Annotated in this window: 9 protein-coding genes; 4 read left to right on the top strand and 5 right to left on the bottom strand. The window is 41.8% G+C overall.

The genetic code is table 11. From position 1 onward, the window contains the following. Positions 1–74 precede the first annotated feature (74 nt). Positions 75–4,046 (top strand): two-component regulator propeller domain-containing protein, encoded by a 3,972-nt coding sequence (locus AACZ88_RS09065; RefSeq protein ID WP_339709131.1) that lies wholly within the window; start codon positions 75–77, stop codon positions 4,044–4,046. 84 nt (positions 4,047–4,130) lie between these two features. Here the strand turns inward: AACZ88_RS09065 and AACZ88_RS09060 are convergent, their stop codons facing one another. Then, positions 4,131–5,840, bottom strand: a complete 1,710-nt coding sequence (locus tag AACZ88_RS09060) for an arylsulfatase (RefSeq protein WP_339709129.1) — start codon at positions 5,838–5,840, stop codon at positions 4,131–4,133. Positions 5,841–6,157: 317 nt separating this feature from the next. Between AACZ88_RS09060 and AACZ88_RS09055 the strand changes: the two genes are divergently transcribed. From AACZ88_RS09055 to AACZ88_RS09045, 3 genes are read left to right on the top strand one after another with little or no spacing between them, the layout of a single operon-like run. Beyond that, entirely contained in the window at positions 6,158–6,859 is a 702-nt protein-coding gene (locus AACZ88_RS09055; protein WP_339709127.1) for a DUF1080 domain-containing protein, read from the top strand. A gap of 50 nt (positions 6,860–6,909) precedes the next feature. Further along, positions 6,910–9,780 carry a PVC-type heme-binding CxxCH protein gene (locus tag AACZ88_RS09050; protein WP_339709125.1) on the top strand — a complete coding sequence of 957 codons (2,871 nt, stop codon included), beginning with the start codon at positions 6,910–6,912 and terminating at the stop codon, positions 9,778–9,780. A 22-nt stretch (positions 9,781–9,802) separates the two neighbouring features. After that, positions 9,803–10,972: a VCBS repeat-containing protein gene (locus AACZ88_RS09045; RefSeq protein WP_339709123.1), complete on the top strand. Its 1,170-nt coding sequence runs from the start codon at positions 9,803–9,805 to the stop codon at positions 10,970–10,972. A 72-nt stretch (positions 10,973–11,044) separates the two neighbouring features. On the opposite strand, the gene AACZ88_RS09040 is transcribed toward AACZ88_RS09045, so the two are convergent. From AACZ88_RS09040 to AACZ88_RS09025, 4 genes are all read right to left on the bottom strand, one after another. Continuing rightward, entirely contained in the window at positions 11,045–12,571 is a 1,527-nt protein-coding gene (locus tag AACZ88_RS09040; RefSeq protein WP_339709121.1) for an arylsulfatase, read from the bottom strand. Between the two features lie 96 nt (positions 12,572–12,667). Beyond that, complete coding sequence (locus AACZ88_RS09035) at positions 12,668–14,203, bottom strand: sulfatase (RefSeq protein WP_339709119.1); 1,536 nt, start codon at positions 14,201–14,203, stop codon at positions 12,668–12,670. An 82-nt stretch (positions 14,204–14,285) separates the two neighbouring features. Beyond that, positions 14,286–15,695, bottom strand: coding sequence for a sulfatase (locus AACZ88_RS09030; RefSeq protein WP_339709117.1), 1,410 nt, complete (start codon positions 15,693–15,695; stop codon positions 14,286–14,288). Positions 15,696–15,761: 66 nt separating this feature from the next. After that, a complete protein-coding gene (locus AACZ88_RS09025) occupies positions 15,762–18,389 on the bottom strand; it encodes an alkaline phosphatase D family protein (RefSeq protein ID WP_339709115.1) in 2,628 nt (875 codons plus the stop codon). Positions 18,390–18,537 lie beyond the last annotated feature (148 nt).

The raw sequence follows: 18,537 nt of genomic DNA, 5'->3' as shown, positions 1-18,537 counted from the left end.
TTGCACCGAATCGTATTATCTATGACACGAATTGTTGTGAATTTATCATTAACTTTTAACGATATTTGACCCCTTTGAAAACAACCGATATTACTTTGTTAATGGCACTTTTCTGCATGAATTTGTTATGCGGACAGGAATTTTATTTCGAACACTACAAGGTTGAAGATGGGTTGTCTCATAATACAATTTTAAGCTCGCTTCAGGATCAAAAGGGATTTTTGTGGTTTGGTACTAAAAACGGCCTAAACCGTTTTGACGGATACAACTTTAGGCTTTTTCAAAATGACCCTGACAATTCGACCAGCCTCCAAAGCAATTATATTGAATGCCTTCATGAATACAAAAATAAGGTCTGGGTCGGCACCGATAACGGATTGTACCACTACAACGATAGGTTCGAAAATTTTGATATTGTAAAAAACACAATCAATAAGAATATCACTGATATCGAGAACGATACCCATGGAAAGTTATGGTATATCGCCGACGGCACCTTGTATAATTATAATACCTCCAACGAAGCGGTTCAAAGTTTCCCCCGTGAAAACTTCTTCTATCCCACTGATATTGTAAAGACCGACAAGGGCGAGATATGGGTAGCTTCGACCAATTCCCTTTATCATTATACCATAGCGACAAATTCCTTTGAAAAATTCGCCTTAGATGTCTCGGCCGATTTCAAGCGCCCATTTATAATAAACAGATTATTCAATTTAGATAAACGAACCCTTCTATTGGGCACCCGAAACCACGGTGTCGTTGCATTTGATATTCTTACTAAACAAATAAAGACGATTGACCCACTCACCAAGGAAAACTTTTATGTAAGAAATTTTGTCGTACGAGAAAAAGATGAGCTTTGGGTTGCCACCGAATCTGGTCTTCATGTTTATAATTTAGCGACCAAGAAATACACCAATCTTAGAAAAAACTATGACGACCCCTATGCCCTATCCGACAATGCCGTATACTCACTAACTGTAGATAAGGAGGGCGGAATTTGGGCCGGCACCTATTTTGGAGGGTTAAATTACCACCCCAAACAATATTCCCCATTTACAAAGTTCTTTCCCATGTCTTCACAAAATTCAATTAATGGAAACGCGGTCAGGGAAATTCACGCCGATGACTACGGTAACATCTGGGTCGGTACAGAAGATGGTGGTTTAAACCAATATAATCCTGATACAGGTCTTTTTAAAAATTATACTTCAAAAGACAAAGACAAAAACGGAATCTTGACCCATTATAACATTCATGGTTTGCTGCCCAGAGGTGATAAAATTTGGGTCGGAATGTTTGAAAATGGTCTCGATATTCTTGACATAAAAACCAATAAGATTACAGAGCATTACAATATTGGTGAAGAAGGGGCCCTACGTAGCAATTTCGTATTCGCTATATACGAAACTAAAGCTAATGAAGTCTTTGCGGTTACCACTGCCGGAATACAAACCTATAACTCGAAAAGTAATCAGTTCGATAATTTTGAAGGTTTTCCCAACAATTTGGGGTATAGTTGTTTTTTTGAAGACAATGAAGGGGTGCTATGGGCTGGGTCATACTCGCAAGGTCTTTATTTTTATGACCCAAAAACAAAAGAGAAAGGCTCCTATACTTGGGATCACACAAAGAAAACGGGTATATCGAACAACCATATCAATGGCATTTTTCAAGACTCCAATAACACTATATGGATAACTACTGAAAACGGTTTAAATTCGTTTAATAAAGAAGAAAGGCGATTTAAAAAGTATACCACGAAGGATGGCTTTCCGACCAACGTTTTCTATGCTTTACTTGAAGATGACAAGGGTAATCTTTGGATATCGACTTCCAATGGTCTGGTAGAATTTAATTTAGCTACCGGGGAGAAAAAAATATACACAAAGGCAAATGGCCTATTGAGCGATCAGTTCAACTATACGGCCGCTTACAAAGACCCTAGCGGCAGAATGTACTTTGGTAGTGTTAGCGGAATGGTCAGTTTCAACCCTAAGGATTTTATCAAGAACACCTATGCCCCTCCCATTTATATTACAGGACTGCAAATCGACAATGAAGAGGTTGTCGTTGGCCAGACCAATTCTCCAATTGAAGAATCCATAACACTTTCCGACCATCTTGTTTTAAAGCCTTCACAAACTTCTTTTAGTCTCGATTTTGCCGCTCTCAGCTATACAGCTCCTGAAAACACCGAATACTGGTATAAAATGGAGGGTATTAACAATGACTGGATTTACCTAAATAAAAATCATAAAGTCTACTTTACCGAACTGGCTGCAGGCCACTACAACCTCACGGTCAAATCTTTAAACAGCAGCGGTGTATGGGGCAAAGAAACTTCTGGACTAAAAATCGAGGTGCTTCCGGTCTTCTGGAAAAGCAACATTGCCTTTGCTCTTTATGTTTGTTTTGCCGTTTTATCTATTTTCTTCGGCTTTAGGTATTATCACCGCTGGACAAAGTCGAAGAGCAACCAAAAAATAAAACAACTTAAGAATAGAAAAGAGAAAGAAATCTATCAGGCCAAGATTGAGTTCTTCACCAATGTTTCACATGAAATTCGAACGCCATTGACTTTGATAAAAAGCCCTTTGGAAAAAATACTTAAAACTGTAGACCATGACCCCAAATTGAAAGAAAATCTTTCGATTATGGAAAAAAACACCTCTCGGCTTTTAGATTTGGTCAATCAACTGCTTGATTTCAGAAAAACAGAATTAGAGACTGTCAACCTCACTTTTGTCGAAGTGAATATTTCAGAACTACTTCGCAAGACGCAAACACGCTTTAGTCCGGCAATCAAGGAAAGAAATATAGATTTCGTGATGAATTTGGAGCCCGATGACATCTATGCCTATGTAGATACCGAAGCCACGAAGAAAATACTGAGCAATCTTTTTAACAATGCCATAAAATACGCCAAAAGTCAAGTTATTGTTTCATTGAATTGTAGCGATGAAAATTTAGAATTGACGGTTAAAAATGATGGAAAACTTATTCCGTCTCATCTAAAGGATAAAATATTCGAGCCTTTTTATAGAGTGCCGGGAAATGAAAATCAAAATCAATCAGGTACGGGAATCGGTCTTTCCCTGGCCCACTCGCTTACAGAGCTTCATAAAGGCAGCTTAAAGCTTGATACTAGTGACAGCACATTGAATTGTTTTGTATTACACCTCCCCATTCATCAAGAAAAAGAGTTTAAATTATACAATTCTAAAGTTGATGAAACTTCAAAAATTGACGGGGTTTCAAAAATTTCTGAAATTGAGAGTTACAAACCTACCGTACTACTGGTCGAAGACAATATCGACTTACTTGATTTTGTCGCCAAAGACCTCATTGACAACTATTTGGTCATAAAAGCGACCAACGCTGAAAAAGCGCTTGAAATGGTTCAACAAGAGAATATTCAATTAATAGTCAGTGATGTAATGATGCCAGGAATGGATGGCTTTATGTTGTGCGAAAAAATAAAGACCAATATCGAATCAAGCCATATACCAGTAGTACTGTTGACTTCAAAAAGCGCTCTTAACGCCAAAATAGAAGGACTCGAGTCAGGGGCCGATGCCTATATCGAGAAGCCCTTTTCTATGGAACATTTGAAAGTACAGATCGCTAACCTCATCGAGAACAGGAAACATATAATGCACTATTATACTAGTTCACCCCTAGCCCATATTAGAAGTATCGCCCATACCGAAATCGATGAGACCTTCATAAAAAAGCTAGATGAAGTTATTATTGCACACATATCTGACGCTGATCTCAATGTCGAAACCTTGGCAGAAATAATGCATATGAGCCGTTCTACCCTATATAGAAAGATTAAGGAGATGTCAAACCTGAGTCCGAACGAACTGATTAATGTCGCCCGACTTAAAAAGGCGGCAGAATTGTTACGAAGTGGTAAGCATAGAATTTTTGAAGTTGCAGAAATCGTGGGATATAATTCACCCACCAGTTTTGGTAGAAATTTTCAAAAGCAATTTGAGATGACTCCTTCGGAATATATGGCTCAACGCGATATTTAACCGAACGGAACTACATTCAAAAAAACAGGTTTTAGGAGAGTTTCAGACTTGTTAATTGTAATAAAGAACAGTCAATAATTTAGTTTAGTTTGGTGTTGGATAGGCCTTATAATCCCGTGCCAATTTCTCCCATTCTTTAGACATCTCGGCGACAACTTCTTGATGATCCTTGGCCACATCATGTATTTCAGTTCTATCGCTTGAAATATTATAAAGTTCCCACGGACTTTTACTATCGAGTTTAACGAGTTTCCAATCGCCCTTTCTTAATGCATTGGATCCAAAATGTTCCCAAAAGAAGGTTTCTTGGGTTCCAGAATTGGCAGTTCCTTTTAAAATGGGTAAAAAACTTCTTCCTACGGTAGGTGTAATTTCATTGCCCTTATATCGCTTCGGGTATTCCGCCCCTGAAATAGCGACACAAGTTGCCATAATATCGGTAACATGTGCGGGAAGCTCCCGAACAGCCCCTTTAGCTTTTAACCCCTCAGGCCAAAAGGCAATAAACGGTGTATTTATTCCCCCTTCGTAAACTCGAGCTTTCCAATACCGAAAGGGGGTATTAACGGTATGCGCCCATTTTGGGCCGATGCCTGAAAGAACGTTCTGCGGACCCGGCAAACTATCTTTATTGACCGGAAAATTAACGGTTCTGCCATCTCGAGTGCTTCCTGCCCTGTCAAATCCAGGTCCGTATTTCGAAGGTCTTTCTGAACTTGCACCATTATCGGAAAGAAACAGAATCATCGTATTGTTCAACTCTCCCGTAGCTTCCAACTTATCTAAAAGTTTCCCTACCGATTGATCCAATAAATCGACCATGGCGGCATGCACCGCCATTGCCCGCACATCCCAAGCTTTATCCATATTCCCTTCCCAGTTCTCCTCTGGAAACATAAAAGCCGGCAACCTGCTTTCTTTCGTAATGATACCTTGGGCAATCAATTTTTCATACCTTTTCTTTCGTATAGCCTCCCACCCATTCTCATATACTTTTATGTACTTCTTAATAGTCTCTTCAGGGGCTTGAAGTGGCCAATGCGGAGCGCAATGCGCCACATACAGAAAAAAAGGATTCTTATTCCCTGAAAACTGCTCAACATAAGCCACCGCAGAATCTCCTATGGCGTTGGTATGGTAATAGTCTTTGGGCACTTCTTTTACTTCTTCGGTACCATTTACCAAGCTAAAAGGGTCAAAATAATCGACCACACCCCAAATATTCCCATAATATTTATCAAAGCCTCGAGAAGTGGGATATGAAGCTATATCTGAAAAGGGACCATTGCTTTTTTGATGGGCCAGCCATTTCAGTTGTTTTTCACCACCCAGATCAACGGTTTCAGAAACATGCCACTTGCCTACCATTCCCGTTTGGTAGCCGGCATCTTTCAGTACTTCCGCAATTGTAACCGTATTGGGTTGTAGACTACCACGATATCCCGGAAGTCCGGCATCCATGGTCATTCGGCCGAGTCCTGCCTGATGCGGATAGAGTCCTGTTAGCAATGAAGCCCTGGTCGGACAACAACGTGAGGTATTATAAAATGCGTTTGACCGAACACCATTTGCCGCCAATCGGTCCAAGTTAGGGGTGTCTATTTCCCCACCATAGCAGCCTAAATCGGAAAAACCCAAATCATCTGCCATGATTAGTATGATGTTGGGTTTATCTGAAAAGGAATTGTCTATCGAAGCATCGGGCTTATTTGTTTTCGATTTGCAACCTATAGAAAAGATTCCTATGGCAATAGCTAGTAGCGCAGCAATATGAAAAGTGGGTTTTGTATTCATGTGGACTAAACTTAATAAGTTTTTGGTCAAGCATCTAAGAAAAGGATAATATCTGTAACATCATATCCATTTCGTGTCAATATACCTGCAGTATCATTCACCCCTTTAAATTGAAGCCATTTTGATTTTTAAATTAACACTTCAGTATATTAAGTGATTGCAATGGAATACAGCGCGAGGAAAGTTTCCTATAAATCATACTCTTGTTACCCACAGTACCTCATAAAGTTGGGAAAGATGTAGCACATCAAAATTAAATTTCTAATTTTAGAACACTATGCAGTGTCAACAAAATAATTCCAAAATCCATTGATGAAATGAAAATTAATTTTCTGAAGGAATTAAAAGAGCGGTCCCATAAAGCGAATAGTAGCAAAATTATATTCCAATTATTTCGTGCTATGCCCTTCGTACTCCTCGTGACTTCCATGGCTTGCAAATCTCCCGCTAACAAAACACAAGTGCTTTTTGATGGTAAAACTTTTACGGGCTGGGAGGGCGATACCCTAAATACATGGCGAATAGAAGATGGACTGCTCATCGGGGGGTCGCTTGAGCAAACTGTACCCCACAACGATTTTTTGTGTACTGATCGTAAATTCTCCAATTTTATCTTGAAACTGAAAATTAAATTAACAGGGGACGAAGGGTTTATCAATTCAGGAGTTCAATTTCGAAGTGTGCGTATGGCGGACCCTGATTATGAAATGATCGGCTATCAAGCGGATTGGGGTGAAGACTATTGGGCGAGTCTATATGATGAGTCGCGTAGAAAGAAAACTATGGCAGCACCCGACTCCTTGCAGGTTCTTCAATGGATAAAAAAAGGCGATTGGAACGATTACGAAATACATGCAGAAAATCGTAGAATCAGATTATACATCAATGGACATGAAACTGTAGACTATACCGAAGAAGATTTAAACATACCCCAAACGGGTCTTATAGGGCTTCAGATTCACGGCGGAGGTAAGGCAGAAGTGGCCTTTAAAGACATAACCATCGAAGAACTAAAATAAAAATATAAGGTCTCTTAGGTAACAAACCGAAAAACTTCAAAACAACACCCATGTTAAAAGGCCGTTTGCGTATTGCTGTTATCCCACTACTATTATTCTTGTTGTCAATAGGCTGTCGACAGGATAAAAAAGGAGATACCGTCGAAAATCAAGTGCGTGATTCTACAATAATCGATCGCGAATATACCCTTGAGGCAAGTATGCTAGGATACTTTGCAAAAGATGGTACAAGAAACCCCACATTACGTGCAAATAAGGGTGATCGTATTCGTATCACGATTATCAATGGTGAAACCATGACCCACGATATTGCCATGGAAAAGACCGGTATTAAAAGTGGCACTCTGCTTGAGAAGGGTTCCACTACGAATATCACCTTTTGGGCGGAGAGCGATGACACATATTATTGTACTGTTCCCGGACACCGTGCCGCAGGAATGGTCGGAAAGTTTCAAATTGTTGAGGGTGACCTCTCCCCTCCCGTAATTGCAGGAATCGTACCTATGAAAAATGGAAAACCTTTAAATGTAGGGTTTGAAAGAGGAAACCTCAGCGATTGGAAGGCGGAAGGCGAGGCCTTTAAAAATCCGCTCTTTAATAGGCCCTCTCCCGTTCATGAGGAAAACACCCCAGTAGCATTTGATGGCGATTTCTTTCTGAGCAGTGGGGGAACAAAAAATTATAAACTGAAAGGAACACTTACTTCGGTGCCTTTTGAGGTTACCTACCCTTTTGCGTCTTTTAGGGTTTCTGGTGGCGCTTTGGCCGATACTCGGGTAGAGATCGTTGAAGCCGAAACAAACGAAGTCATTTTTAAATCATCAGGTCAAGGTCGCGCGACGATGCAACCTGTAGTGGTCGATTTGAATGATTATCTGAAAAAAAATATCTTTATCCGCATTATCGACAATGAGAGCGGCACTTCCCCTATCCCGTATATCCGTGACGATATTTGGGCACATATCAGTTTTGACGATTTTCTGTTTTACCCGACCCGTCCCAGTTTCCCCAATGAACTCTTTCAAAAAGATATCATCGTAATGCCTCCCTTGGACCCCATAGTAAACTCGGGACTATCGGGTAAAGAAGCTGCAAAAGCCATGACACTTCCAGACGGATTCAAAGTTACCTTGGCGGCATCCGAACCCGATGTGGTTCGTCCAATCAGTTTTACCCTCGATGCCCGTGGCAGATTATGGGTCGTTGAAGGTCATACCTATCCCGTTCCAGCAGCAGAAGGAAAAGGCAAAGATCGGATCTTAATATTTGAAGACACCAATGGTGATGGCACTTTGGACAAAAGAAAAGTGTTTATGGAAGGTCTGAACATGGCCAGCGGCATTGAAGTGGGTATGGGAGGTGTGTGGATAGGTGCCGCTCCCTATCTTTTGTTCATCCCTATCGACAAGACCAATGACAAACCTGCGGGGCCTCCAAAAATATTGCTCGATGGTTGGGGACTCGACGACACTCATGAAGTACTCAATAACCTACGCTGGGGGCCCGATGGATGGTTTTATGGCGTACACGGCATATTTACTCATTCCAATGTAGGTAAACCCGGAGCCACGGACGACCAACGGACAAAGTTGAATGGCGCGGTATGGCGCTACCATCCAACACGACATGAATTCGAAGTATTCTCAGAAGGAACGAGCAATCCATGGGGGATTGATTTCAACGACCATGGCCACCCCTTTATTACGGTCTGTGTTATTCCGCATATGTACCATGTAATTCAAGGCGCCAGATACCAACGTCAAGCCGGGCAACATTTCAATCCATATACCTACGACGATATTAAAACCATTGGCGACCACGTACATTATTTGGGCGACCGCGGGCCGCATGCCGGCAATTTTAGATCAGCGGCTGCTGGTGGAGGCCATGCCCATGCCGGAGCGATGATCTATTTAGGCGGAAATTCCTGGCCCGAAGAATATCACAATACCGTCTTTATGAACAATATCAACGGATCGATATTGAACAATGATTTATTGACACGATCGGGTTCAGGATATGTAGCTTCCCACAAAAAGGATTTTTTAAAAATGAACGACTCATGGTCACAATGGCTGAATTTTAAATATGACGCCAGCGGTTCGGTTTTTGCCATAGACTGGTACGACCAAAACCAATGCCACAGTCCGAACCCCGATGTACACGATAAAACATTGGGCCGTATTTTTAAAATTTCACATGAAAACGACAAATGGGTACAAGTTGACCTGAACAAAGCCTCCGACAGTGAACTGGTCAACTATCAATTGCATGAAAACGAGTGGTACGTACGACAGGCCCGTACTATTCTTCAAGAGCGTGGCGGAAACCCTGAAACACACCGAGCCCTGAAAAAAATGCTGGCCGACCATCCTGATATAACACGAAAACTAAGGGCGCTATGGACGCTTCATGTTACCGACGGACTTTCAGAAGTCGAATTACGCGACCTGCTCAATCATTCCGACGAATACATACGAAGCTGGGCCATTCAATTGCTTACGGAAAACAAAAAGGTTGCTCCCGAAACACACGATGTTTTTATCACAATGGCAGAAAATGACGATTCGGCTTTGGTCCGGCTCTATTTGACTTCCGGGTTGTTGCGTTTGGCTCCAGAACACCGATGGGATGTTCTAGAAGGGTTGCTTCAAAGGCCGGAAGATAGTGGTGACCATAACCTGCCTTTGATGCTCTGGTATGCGGCGGAACCATTGGCGGCCGTTGATGCACAACGCCTTTTACAAATGGCCGAGAATACCCAAATGCCCAAGTTCCTTAACTATTCCATCAGAAGAATTGGGGCAATTGATACCCCTGCTTCCAAGAAAGTATTGCAAGATCGGCGCGAACGTTACGGTAAAAAGGGCTCCGAAGGATTGATATATCAGAAGATGATAGATTCCATTTTAAAAAAATAGCAATTCCTAAAAAACAAATACGATGAAAACGGGTTTTGGCATACTGAATATTATTGGACTACTTTTTATAGGGCTACAAATGGTTTGCGCACAATCAAAAACTACAGCTGATTTTAAAAAAACCATACTGACCCGTGATTTCATTTCTGAGGGTGTGGCCGTGGCCGATTTAAACAAGGATGGGAAATTGGACATTGTCGCTGGCTATTATTGGTTCGAGGCCCCCTCTTGGAAACGGCATGAAATGGCTCCGTCACGCACATTCGATCCCTATAAGGAATACAGCGAATCTTTCCTGAATTTAGGCATGGATGTAAATTTAGATGGATGGGACGATGTTGTCATTATCGACTATCCGGGCAAACCAGGATTTTGGTTTGAAAACCCTAAAAATAAGGAAGGTGTATGGCAAAAACATATTATTGCAGATTCCATGGGAATCTCGAACGAATCACCAGGTTTTATCGACATTGATGGGGACGGCAGACTCGATATTCTCTGCGGTGATGTAGCCAAAAAACAAATCGTCTGGTTACAGGCACCTTTGCGCGCTGGAGAAACCGAATGGAAGCGTTTTGCACTCAGTACCGAAAATGTACCTGGAACAGAGCAGTATTCCCATGGTATCGGGTATGGCGATGTAAATAACGATGGTATTGAAGATGTAGTCGTTACCGAAGGATGGTTTGAAGGTAAAAAAGATAAAAAATCAGGAGATTGGAAATTTAATTCTGCCAATCTAGGAGAACCCTGTTCGCATATGCAAGTACTTGATGTGAATGGTGACGGTATCAAAGATGTTGTAAGCGCTTCTGCCCACAAACTAGGTGTATGGTGGCACGAACAAGACGAAAACAACAATTTCAGTACCCATCTAATCAGTACCACAACAGCGCAGACCCATGCTTCGATAATGGCCGATTTAAATAATGACGGACGCAAGGATTATATAACCGGAAAGCGATTTCTTGCCCATAACGGCAATGATGCCGGTGATGCCGAAACCCCGTACTTATTCTGGATAGCATTTACACCAGAAAACGCTCCATATTTTAAAGAACACTTAATCGATTCTGATTCTGGTGCGGGACTCAATATTGCCGTGCATGATATGAACAGAGACGATAAACCTGATATTGTAATCGCGAATAAAAATGGGGTTTTTCTTTTTGAGAATAGGATAAAAAACTGAAAACCGTTATATCTTCCTCGGGGAAACAATAAAGAAATTGGCACGATTCGGACTATCGGGAATACCCATCTATCAAGGTTTTACCGAATATCCCTGCTGCCGATATTTTTCTAACGTTGTTTCCATTTCTTTTATAACATCGGGATGCTTCCCATAAACATTGTTCTTTTGCGCTGCATCCTTTCGCATATTGAACAATAGCGCAGGCGTTTCAAAATCTTCAAATCCTCGCATTTTTTTGAAGGAGTCGGGCATTTTGGTATGTTCACCTGAAGGTTTGTTCAAGTACAGCCACTGTCCTTTTCGGAGTCCCCATACATTGTCAAAGGTATTGTGTACTGTTGCTTCGCGAAGAGGCGAGTTATATTTTTTGCCCTTCAAAAGCGGCAAAAGGTTATAGCTGTCGGGCGCCGCATTGTTAGGCAATTCGGTATTCGTAATGGCCGCAACAGTTGCCATAATATCTACTTGGGAAATAACTTCTTCAGAAACGGTTCCCGCCTTAATCTTGCTTGGCCATTTGATGATAAAAGGTACATGATGGCCGCCTTCCCAAACATCACGTTTCAAACCCCTGAAATCGCCCATACTAAAATGACCGTATTTTTCTGCCCGTTCGAAAGCATATTTTTCAGGACCATTATCCGCTGTAAAAATAACAATGGTATTTTCTTCCAGTCCCTTTTCTTTTAAGGCTTTCATTACCTGACCGGCTACCCAATCGGTCTGGTATACAAAATCGCCGTACGGACCTGCTTCAGACTTGCCAATGAATTCTTCATTCGGAATAATCGGGGCATGTGGAGAGGGCAAGGCAAAATAGAGAAAGAAAGGTTTGTCCGTTTCTTGTTGCTTGATATATTCCACCGTTTTTTCGGTTAGGGTCGGAAGTACCTTATAGGGGTTCCAACCTTCGACCTTGGGTCCTGGCCGAAATTCCCATTCCCCTTCATTGATGTCAAAACCTACATTGTGGACATCCATCACCGCATTCGGCAACTCGACAAATCCGTCGTTTTCCATCCATGCATACGGAGGGAAATTTATGGTACCATCCCCGAAATAATAATCGAAGCCCCTGTCCAACGGTCCACCAGTAATAGGTTGGCTCCAATCGACATCTTCTGGTTTATAAAATTTGCGCATTCTATTCCATTGGAATACTTCGCCTGTAGGTTCGTTTTTGAAATTCCAGTTCCAACCCAAATGCCATTTTCCGATACTTGCGGTTTTGTATCCATTATTTCTTAACACTTCTGGAAGGGTAACATCCGATTCATCGAAAAAAGGTTCGCCAAAAGAAGTTACTATGCCGTGCTGTCTGCGCCAGTGATAAGTACCTGTAAGCAATGCATATCTACTGGGTGAACAAATACCCGAAGAGCTATGTGCATCGGTAAAGCGCATGCCTTCAGAAGCCAATCGATTGAGATTTGGCGTCGGTATTTTGGAAGCATCGTTCTGACATTGCAGGTCGCCGTACCCCATATCATCTGCATAAATAATAACGATATTGGGTTGTTGTGCATAAACTTGGACCAGTGGTGCCGCCAACATTGCCAATGTCAGCAAAAAGTATCTCGCAATAATAATCTTCATATTGTTGTTCTAAAAGAGGTGGTCAAAATACTATAAATATGGCAGTGGAGCGTACCATCAACTGAAATAGTTTCGCATGAAAACGAAAAAACCAGTTTAGAAATGGGGCATCATGGGTTCACCCGAACTGTCTATAGGGTACAACGCATCTTCCTTTTTTAATTGCGCCTTCATCAACTTAACCATTTGTTTTAATTTGACAGGATCATCACTTGCCAAATTACTCTGTTCATAAGGATCTTTGGAAAGATTGAATAGTTCATACTTTACCTTTTCTACATTCATGTCAGGGTAATAGTGGTACACCAATTTCCAATCGCCATTGCGGTAACTCGTAAAATAACTGCTTCTGTGTGAATGTGGAAAATGCATCAAGAACATTTCAGGATTCTTTTGGTTGCTGTTCCCTTTTAAATTCTCTCCTAAAGAAACACCATCTACGATATGTCTTTTAGGAGTTTCAATACTTAGCATATCTAAAATAGTAGGATAAATATCCATAATGGTTCCCATTTGATGTTGCACGAAATTCTGTGCAATCGGCAGTTTTTTCTGCCAAATATTGTTCGCTTCGGGTTTGGCCCATGCCGCAATAAAGGGTACGCGCATGCCGCCCTCATAATGGGTACCTTTCTTGCCGCGCAAGGGGGCCGAGCTCCCTACTTGATACATATCACCTATTGGGGCGTCTGAACCGTTATCTCCAACAAAGAACACCAACGTATTCTCGGCAATTCCCAATTCATCTAAAACATCTAAAAGGTCTCCCAAAGATTTATCCATACCTTCAACAAGTGCCGCAAATCGCTGCGCCTTATCACCATATTCCCCTGAAGTGTAATTTTCAATGAACCGAGGGTCGGTCATGAATGGAGCATGTAACGCATAGTGCGACATTTCGAGAAAAAATGGTTCCTTACTCGCGGCGGCTTTCTTAATTTCCTCTTTTGCCTCAAGGGTTAAAGCTTCGGTAAGAAATGTTTCGGTGTTATGGTATTTCTCTAAATTCGGAACCTGAAAATCTAGAACCCCGGGTTTCGTAACTGTTCTTTTGTAATCATCCATCCCCAAATAGCTTCCTGGCTGCCCCCAAGATCCGCCTCCAATATTCACATCGAAACCAAGGTTTAACGGGTTCTCCCCTTCGGAACCCAAAGGACCAAAATGGGCTTTACCCAAAAAGATAGTTCGATAACCATCGGCCTTTAAAACTTTGGGCAATGTGGCATTATCCGAAGCTTTTAATCCTTTCCAATTCCAATCCATCGGACCAAACTCCCCCCTATTATTTTCACTGGGCCTAATCCATTGGGTCGTTCTATGCCGTGCCGCATTCTGACCGGTCAAAAGACTGGCACGCGAAGGTGAACATACGCTCTGCGCATAAAATGTAGAAAACCGTGTACCCAGCTTCGCTAAGCGCTCCATATTCGGTGTGCGGTACCAATCGTTAAGGGGATACCTTTTCGGATTTCCCGCTGTGTCGGTCAAAAAAGGCACAGAAGTATCCATCAACCCCATATCATCGACCAAAAAAAGTAGCACATTAGGTTTTTCCTGGGCAGCACCCAGCATGGGCATGATTAACAGGGTTATAAAACATAATGGGAAGCAAATCGCTTTTGTTTTCATCTAGTGTAATTATAAATTTAAGTCCGATCCTTGTAATGCAGTGTCATAATCCCAAAAACAATACCGACTGCACCGCTCATTATTACAAAGCTATAAATTCTGGGTTTTCTTCAGTAGGTATCGGGGCATCGGTACGTACACGCCATTCTTGCAACATATCGAATAATTCTTTGGCCTTCTCCGGTTCAGTATCCACAAGATTGTGCTGCTCGCCCAAATCGTCTTCCAGATTGTAAAGTTCCAAAGCATCATCTTCAAAATAATGGTGCAGTTTCCATTTACCATAGCGCATCACGGAACCGGGCCGTGTTCTAAATTTTGAATCACGATTCTCATTTTTATCGGTAATTGCCTGCAAATAAATCGGAAAGTGCCAAAACAAAGGTCGATCGTCCCATTCTTTATCTTTCACTAATATTGGTAATAGACTTTGCCCATCACTTTCTTCTTCCGGCATTTCGATTCCTGCCACTTCCAAAAGGGTCGGAAAAATATCTAAATTGGATATTGGGGTTTCATTTTTTTGGCTTCCTACTATTTTTCCATCCCAAACAAAAAAGAAAGGAACCCGAATACCGCCTTCGTAATAGCTCCCTTTACCTGCTCGAAGAGGGTGCTGGTTGCTGACAGCAAAAAGCCCTCCATTGTCTGAAGTAAAGACGATAAAGGTGTTTTTTAACTTATCGGTTTCTTCCAAGGCCTTGATCAACCTCCCGATATTATCATCAAGATTCTCTATCATCGTTGCATAGTTTACATTGCTTTGGCCAGAAGAAACCTTTTTTTCCTTATATTTTTCGATTAACGACGGTACCGGTTGAATCGGGGTATGTACGGCATATGGAGAATAGTTGATAAAAAATGGAGCTTCTGTATTGCTAATAAAATCAATCGCACCGTTCATGACCACATCGGTAAGCCGCTCGCCCTTGGCCGCTTTTAAAGCTACATTTTTATATGGAGGGTAATAACTGGATGGATGCCCGGCATGGCTGCCACCAATATTGACGTCAAAGCCCTTTTCTAACGGGTTATCTGTAATATGCCATTTTCCGGCGTGACAGGTGGCATAGCCGTTCGACTTAAATAGTTGCGGCAGTATTGAAAAATTATCGGGTAGAATTGTGGTATTCGCAATCGGAATAAGTTTTCTATCCTTAGATTTCCCGCGGTCGGAGTTTCCGACCGTAAAAATACCATGCCGCTGTGTCCACTTTCCGGTCATTAAACTGGCCCTACTTGGGGCGCAGTTTGCCGCCGAGGCGTACCCATTTACAAACCACATTCCCTTTTTTGAAAGGGCATCGATATTAGGCGTTTCATAAAAGGGAGCTTCGGCAAAGGAGACATCCTTCCAACCCATATCATCGATATTGATGATGAGAACATTCGGTTTTGCCGAAACAACCTCCATTTTTTGATTGCTCTCTTTGCAGGCAAACAAAAATAGACCTAGGATGAGTACGATAAAGGAACGTTGTAGTTTTTGCATTATAATCTAATTTGATGGTAGTTTAGTATTCTTTGAGATTCAGTATCGTTTTTTACGGTTGTTTTATCATACCGAAAAATCGACTTTGATAATCTTTTTATTCTGTTCTTTCGCCTTAACATTTTTATAGGTTCGCTTTACTTCCCTATCGGTTTCCTCAACCACAATGGTATACTTACCCAGCGCAAATACCTTTGGTTTAAAACTACGGCTTGATAACCGAAGACAATAAACCAAAGTAGTAGTAGCATCGTAAATCGACACCACAGGTGACGACCCGTCAATTATTTGTAATTCGGGCAATTGGGCAACAGCCTTTCGGGCATAATTATCTTCTTGCCTTATGGTAATCGGCCAACCGGCATTTTGAACGGATTCCCCTTGTGAGGGATCGACAAATCGTGACCAACAATCGGTTTTAATTGTTCTGTCGATTTTGTTGAAAGTTACCATACCATAGCCCGTTGCCCTATTGTGTATTATTTCGGGCTCAAATCCGGTCTTATAAGGATTGGCAACAGCTTTAACGGTCATTTTATTACCGAATCCATCAACGTGGTCTCCTGTATAAGCAGGATTTTGATAAGTATGCCCGGCGCTATTTACCGAGGGCCAAAACCTTCTAGGCCAAATATTATTAAGTGCAGGACCAGCAAAGGCATAACCGCTATCACCATGTTCCTCAACGCCATATTGAATAAAACTTCCCAGATGTTGGTCGCCCGCAATATGAAAGGCAAAACATTTCCGTATCGTTGCTACCGCCTCATCACGCTTATTCGCAGGCCATCCATTTGAATCCATATCTGCCGTTGGCTTATCTCCAGATACATATTCACCTTTTTGTGGAATATATAATGAAGGGACCACTTCATCTGTTTGAGCCTCCTTGGGAAGTGTCGCTACCGTCGCAAAATTGGTTTGTGAGAGCACTACCTTCATTTGTGCACCATGGTTCCAATCTTCCACCCAATGTTCCAAAAATTTCTGTTGTCGCTCACCGAGGAGCTCGGCCTTTAAATTTTTGTGTTTTTTTATGTCAAAATCAGGATTTTTTATAAAACCGTTCCATACATCGGCTTCCTCGGGGAGTACATGTTTTGGTGCCGATTTAAACTTTCTATCCTCTAAAATAGCAAAACTGACCCCCCCATAGTTCCATTGGGTATAGTATACCCCTATACCTTGTTTTACAGGAGTAGCATCGAAGGGATCCGGTAAATGACTGGTTTGCGTGAACTGTACCATATTGACCCAATCGGCCGCCATTTTGTATCCACCGGAGTCTTGTGCTGGAGCACCATATCCTTTACTTGTATCGGCTTTTTTGCCCTGTTCCCCCCAGACGTTGCCGTGATATACGTCATGGTCATCAGGGATTATTGCACAGGGGCGGTGTCTAAAAATATCGCGATACGACCATCCGAACATAAACCACTTCCGCAAATAATCAAGGCAGGTTTTATCAAAATCACCGCTGTACATCGCACCAAAACCGCCTGTACCTTCATAGAACTGATCGCCTAAAAAGAGTACAATATCAGGGTCGAGCTTCCTGGTATTCAATAGAATATCGTTGTCGGGAAAACCAAAGTGAAAGTTACAACTGAATACAGCTGTTTTCACCTGATCACTGGCCATGGGTTCTTTGGCTATAGTTCCATGGTAATCATATGATTCTATTCTATTCCTTAATGGAATTTTTATTTGAATTCGATATGGTACTTCATCGTCTTTCGTAAAATTGTCGACCGAGAAATTTACAGCCCTACCACAATGTTCGACTTGGGCAGTAGCCAACGTTTTCCATGTGCTCCCTTCCATAATTTGCAAAGCTACGGCATGACCCATGATAGCCTCTATGGGAGCCATTTGGGCAGTCAATTTCAATTTTCGGTTGTTCACCGTATATTGTGCAAAGCAAATAGGTCCAAAAGATTGGGCTTTGTTCAATCGAAGTTCTTCGGAAGTAATGGTCCAATCGCCAAAGGTTGCCGATGGGGACAAATCTTCAGCATTCTTTTTCTTTTGCGGACAATGGGCTACCAAAGCAAAATTACCCGCCAGGTCGATGGAAGGCGTACTGATTGCTTCACTTTCGAAGTAAACCTGGTCCGTTCCGGCAGCCGTAATCCATATCTTGAGGGAATAGATATCTCCATCGGGATTTGCCTCTACCAATAATCCGAACTTTTCAGGGGGCGAGTTCAATCCCGTTTCTAAAATGGTCTCCCCCACTTGAAGAGTGCCATTCGGTTTCAAGCCGATATCAAACCCTTTACCAAAGACCGCCGCCGATCGATAATCCTCAAAAGGGCCTTTTGCTCCAAAACGAATACCGAGACAACCTTCATCGAGGTTCGCAAATTTTTTATTTAAAATTTCAATGGCTACAGAAGTGGTAAATGCAATGTTCTGTTCCGGCTTTTGTACGGTTAACAAATGTAGGTTTCTATTGGCCGCAGATATATCACAAGTAACCTTCCCTTCTTTAAGCAGCCAATCTTGTAATCTATTTCCCCAATATTCAGGACCTACCCATTTCATATCTGGCCAGTTTTGCCAATCGCTCTTAAAACTGAGCCCCTTGGAAAATGGCCATACTTGAAATTTACTGTTGGTCAAAATGGAGGGCGAAACACAGGGCACGATAGCACCTAATGCCATTTTTTTGAGGGAATCTCTTCTTTTCATGGTCATAAATTTAACCCAAAAAAAGCGCAAGAGCCAATAACCTATAAAATAACGGTCGAAATAATACGACGCCCTTTCAACGGCAATTCAACACGAAACAATAGGATAGTAACAACATATAAAGGCTAACAAACAGATTTTCAAATCT

It is taken from the genome of uncultured Kriegella sp. (assembly GCF_963975415.1).
In the GTDB taxonomy this organism is placed as follows: Bacteria; Bacteroidota; Bacteroidia; order Flavobacteriales; family Flavobacteriaceae; genus Kriegella.
This window is presented reverse-complemented; position numbering and strand designations above follow the sequence as displayed.

Coding starts and splice junctions, on each gene's coding strand:
- AACZ88_RS09060 (WP_339709129.1), bottom strand. CDS start 5,840: ATGAATACAAAACCCACTTTTCATATTGCTGCGCTACTAGCTATTGCC.
- AACZ88_RS09055 (WP_339709127.1), top strand. CDS start 6,158: ATGAAAATTAATTTTCTGAAGGAATTAAAAGAGCGGTCCCATAAAGCG.
- AACZ88_RS09050 (WP_339709125.1), top strand. CDS start 6,910: ATGTTAAAAGGCCGTTTGCGTATTGCTGTTATCCCACTACTATTATTC.
- AACZ88_RS09045 (WP_339709123.1), top strand. CDS start 9,803: ATGAAAACGGGTTTTGGCATACTGAATATTATTGGACTACTTTTTATA.
- AACZ88_RS09040 (WP_339709121.1), bottom strand. CDS start 12,571: ATGAAGATTATTATTGCGAGATACTTTTTGCTGACATTGGCAATGTTG.
- AACZ88_RS09035 (WP_339709119.1), bottom strand. CDS start 14,203: ATGAAAACAAAAGCGATTTGCTTCCCATTATGTTTTATAACCCTGTTA.
- AACZ88_RS09030 (WP_339709117.1), bottom strand. CDS start 15,695: ATGCAAAAACTACAACGTTCCTTTATCGTACTCATCCTAGGTCTATTT.
- AACZ88_RS09025 (WP_339709115.1), bottom strand. CDS start 18,389: ATGAAAAGAAGAGATTCCCTCAAAAAAATGGCATTAGGTGCTATCGTG.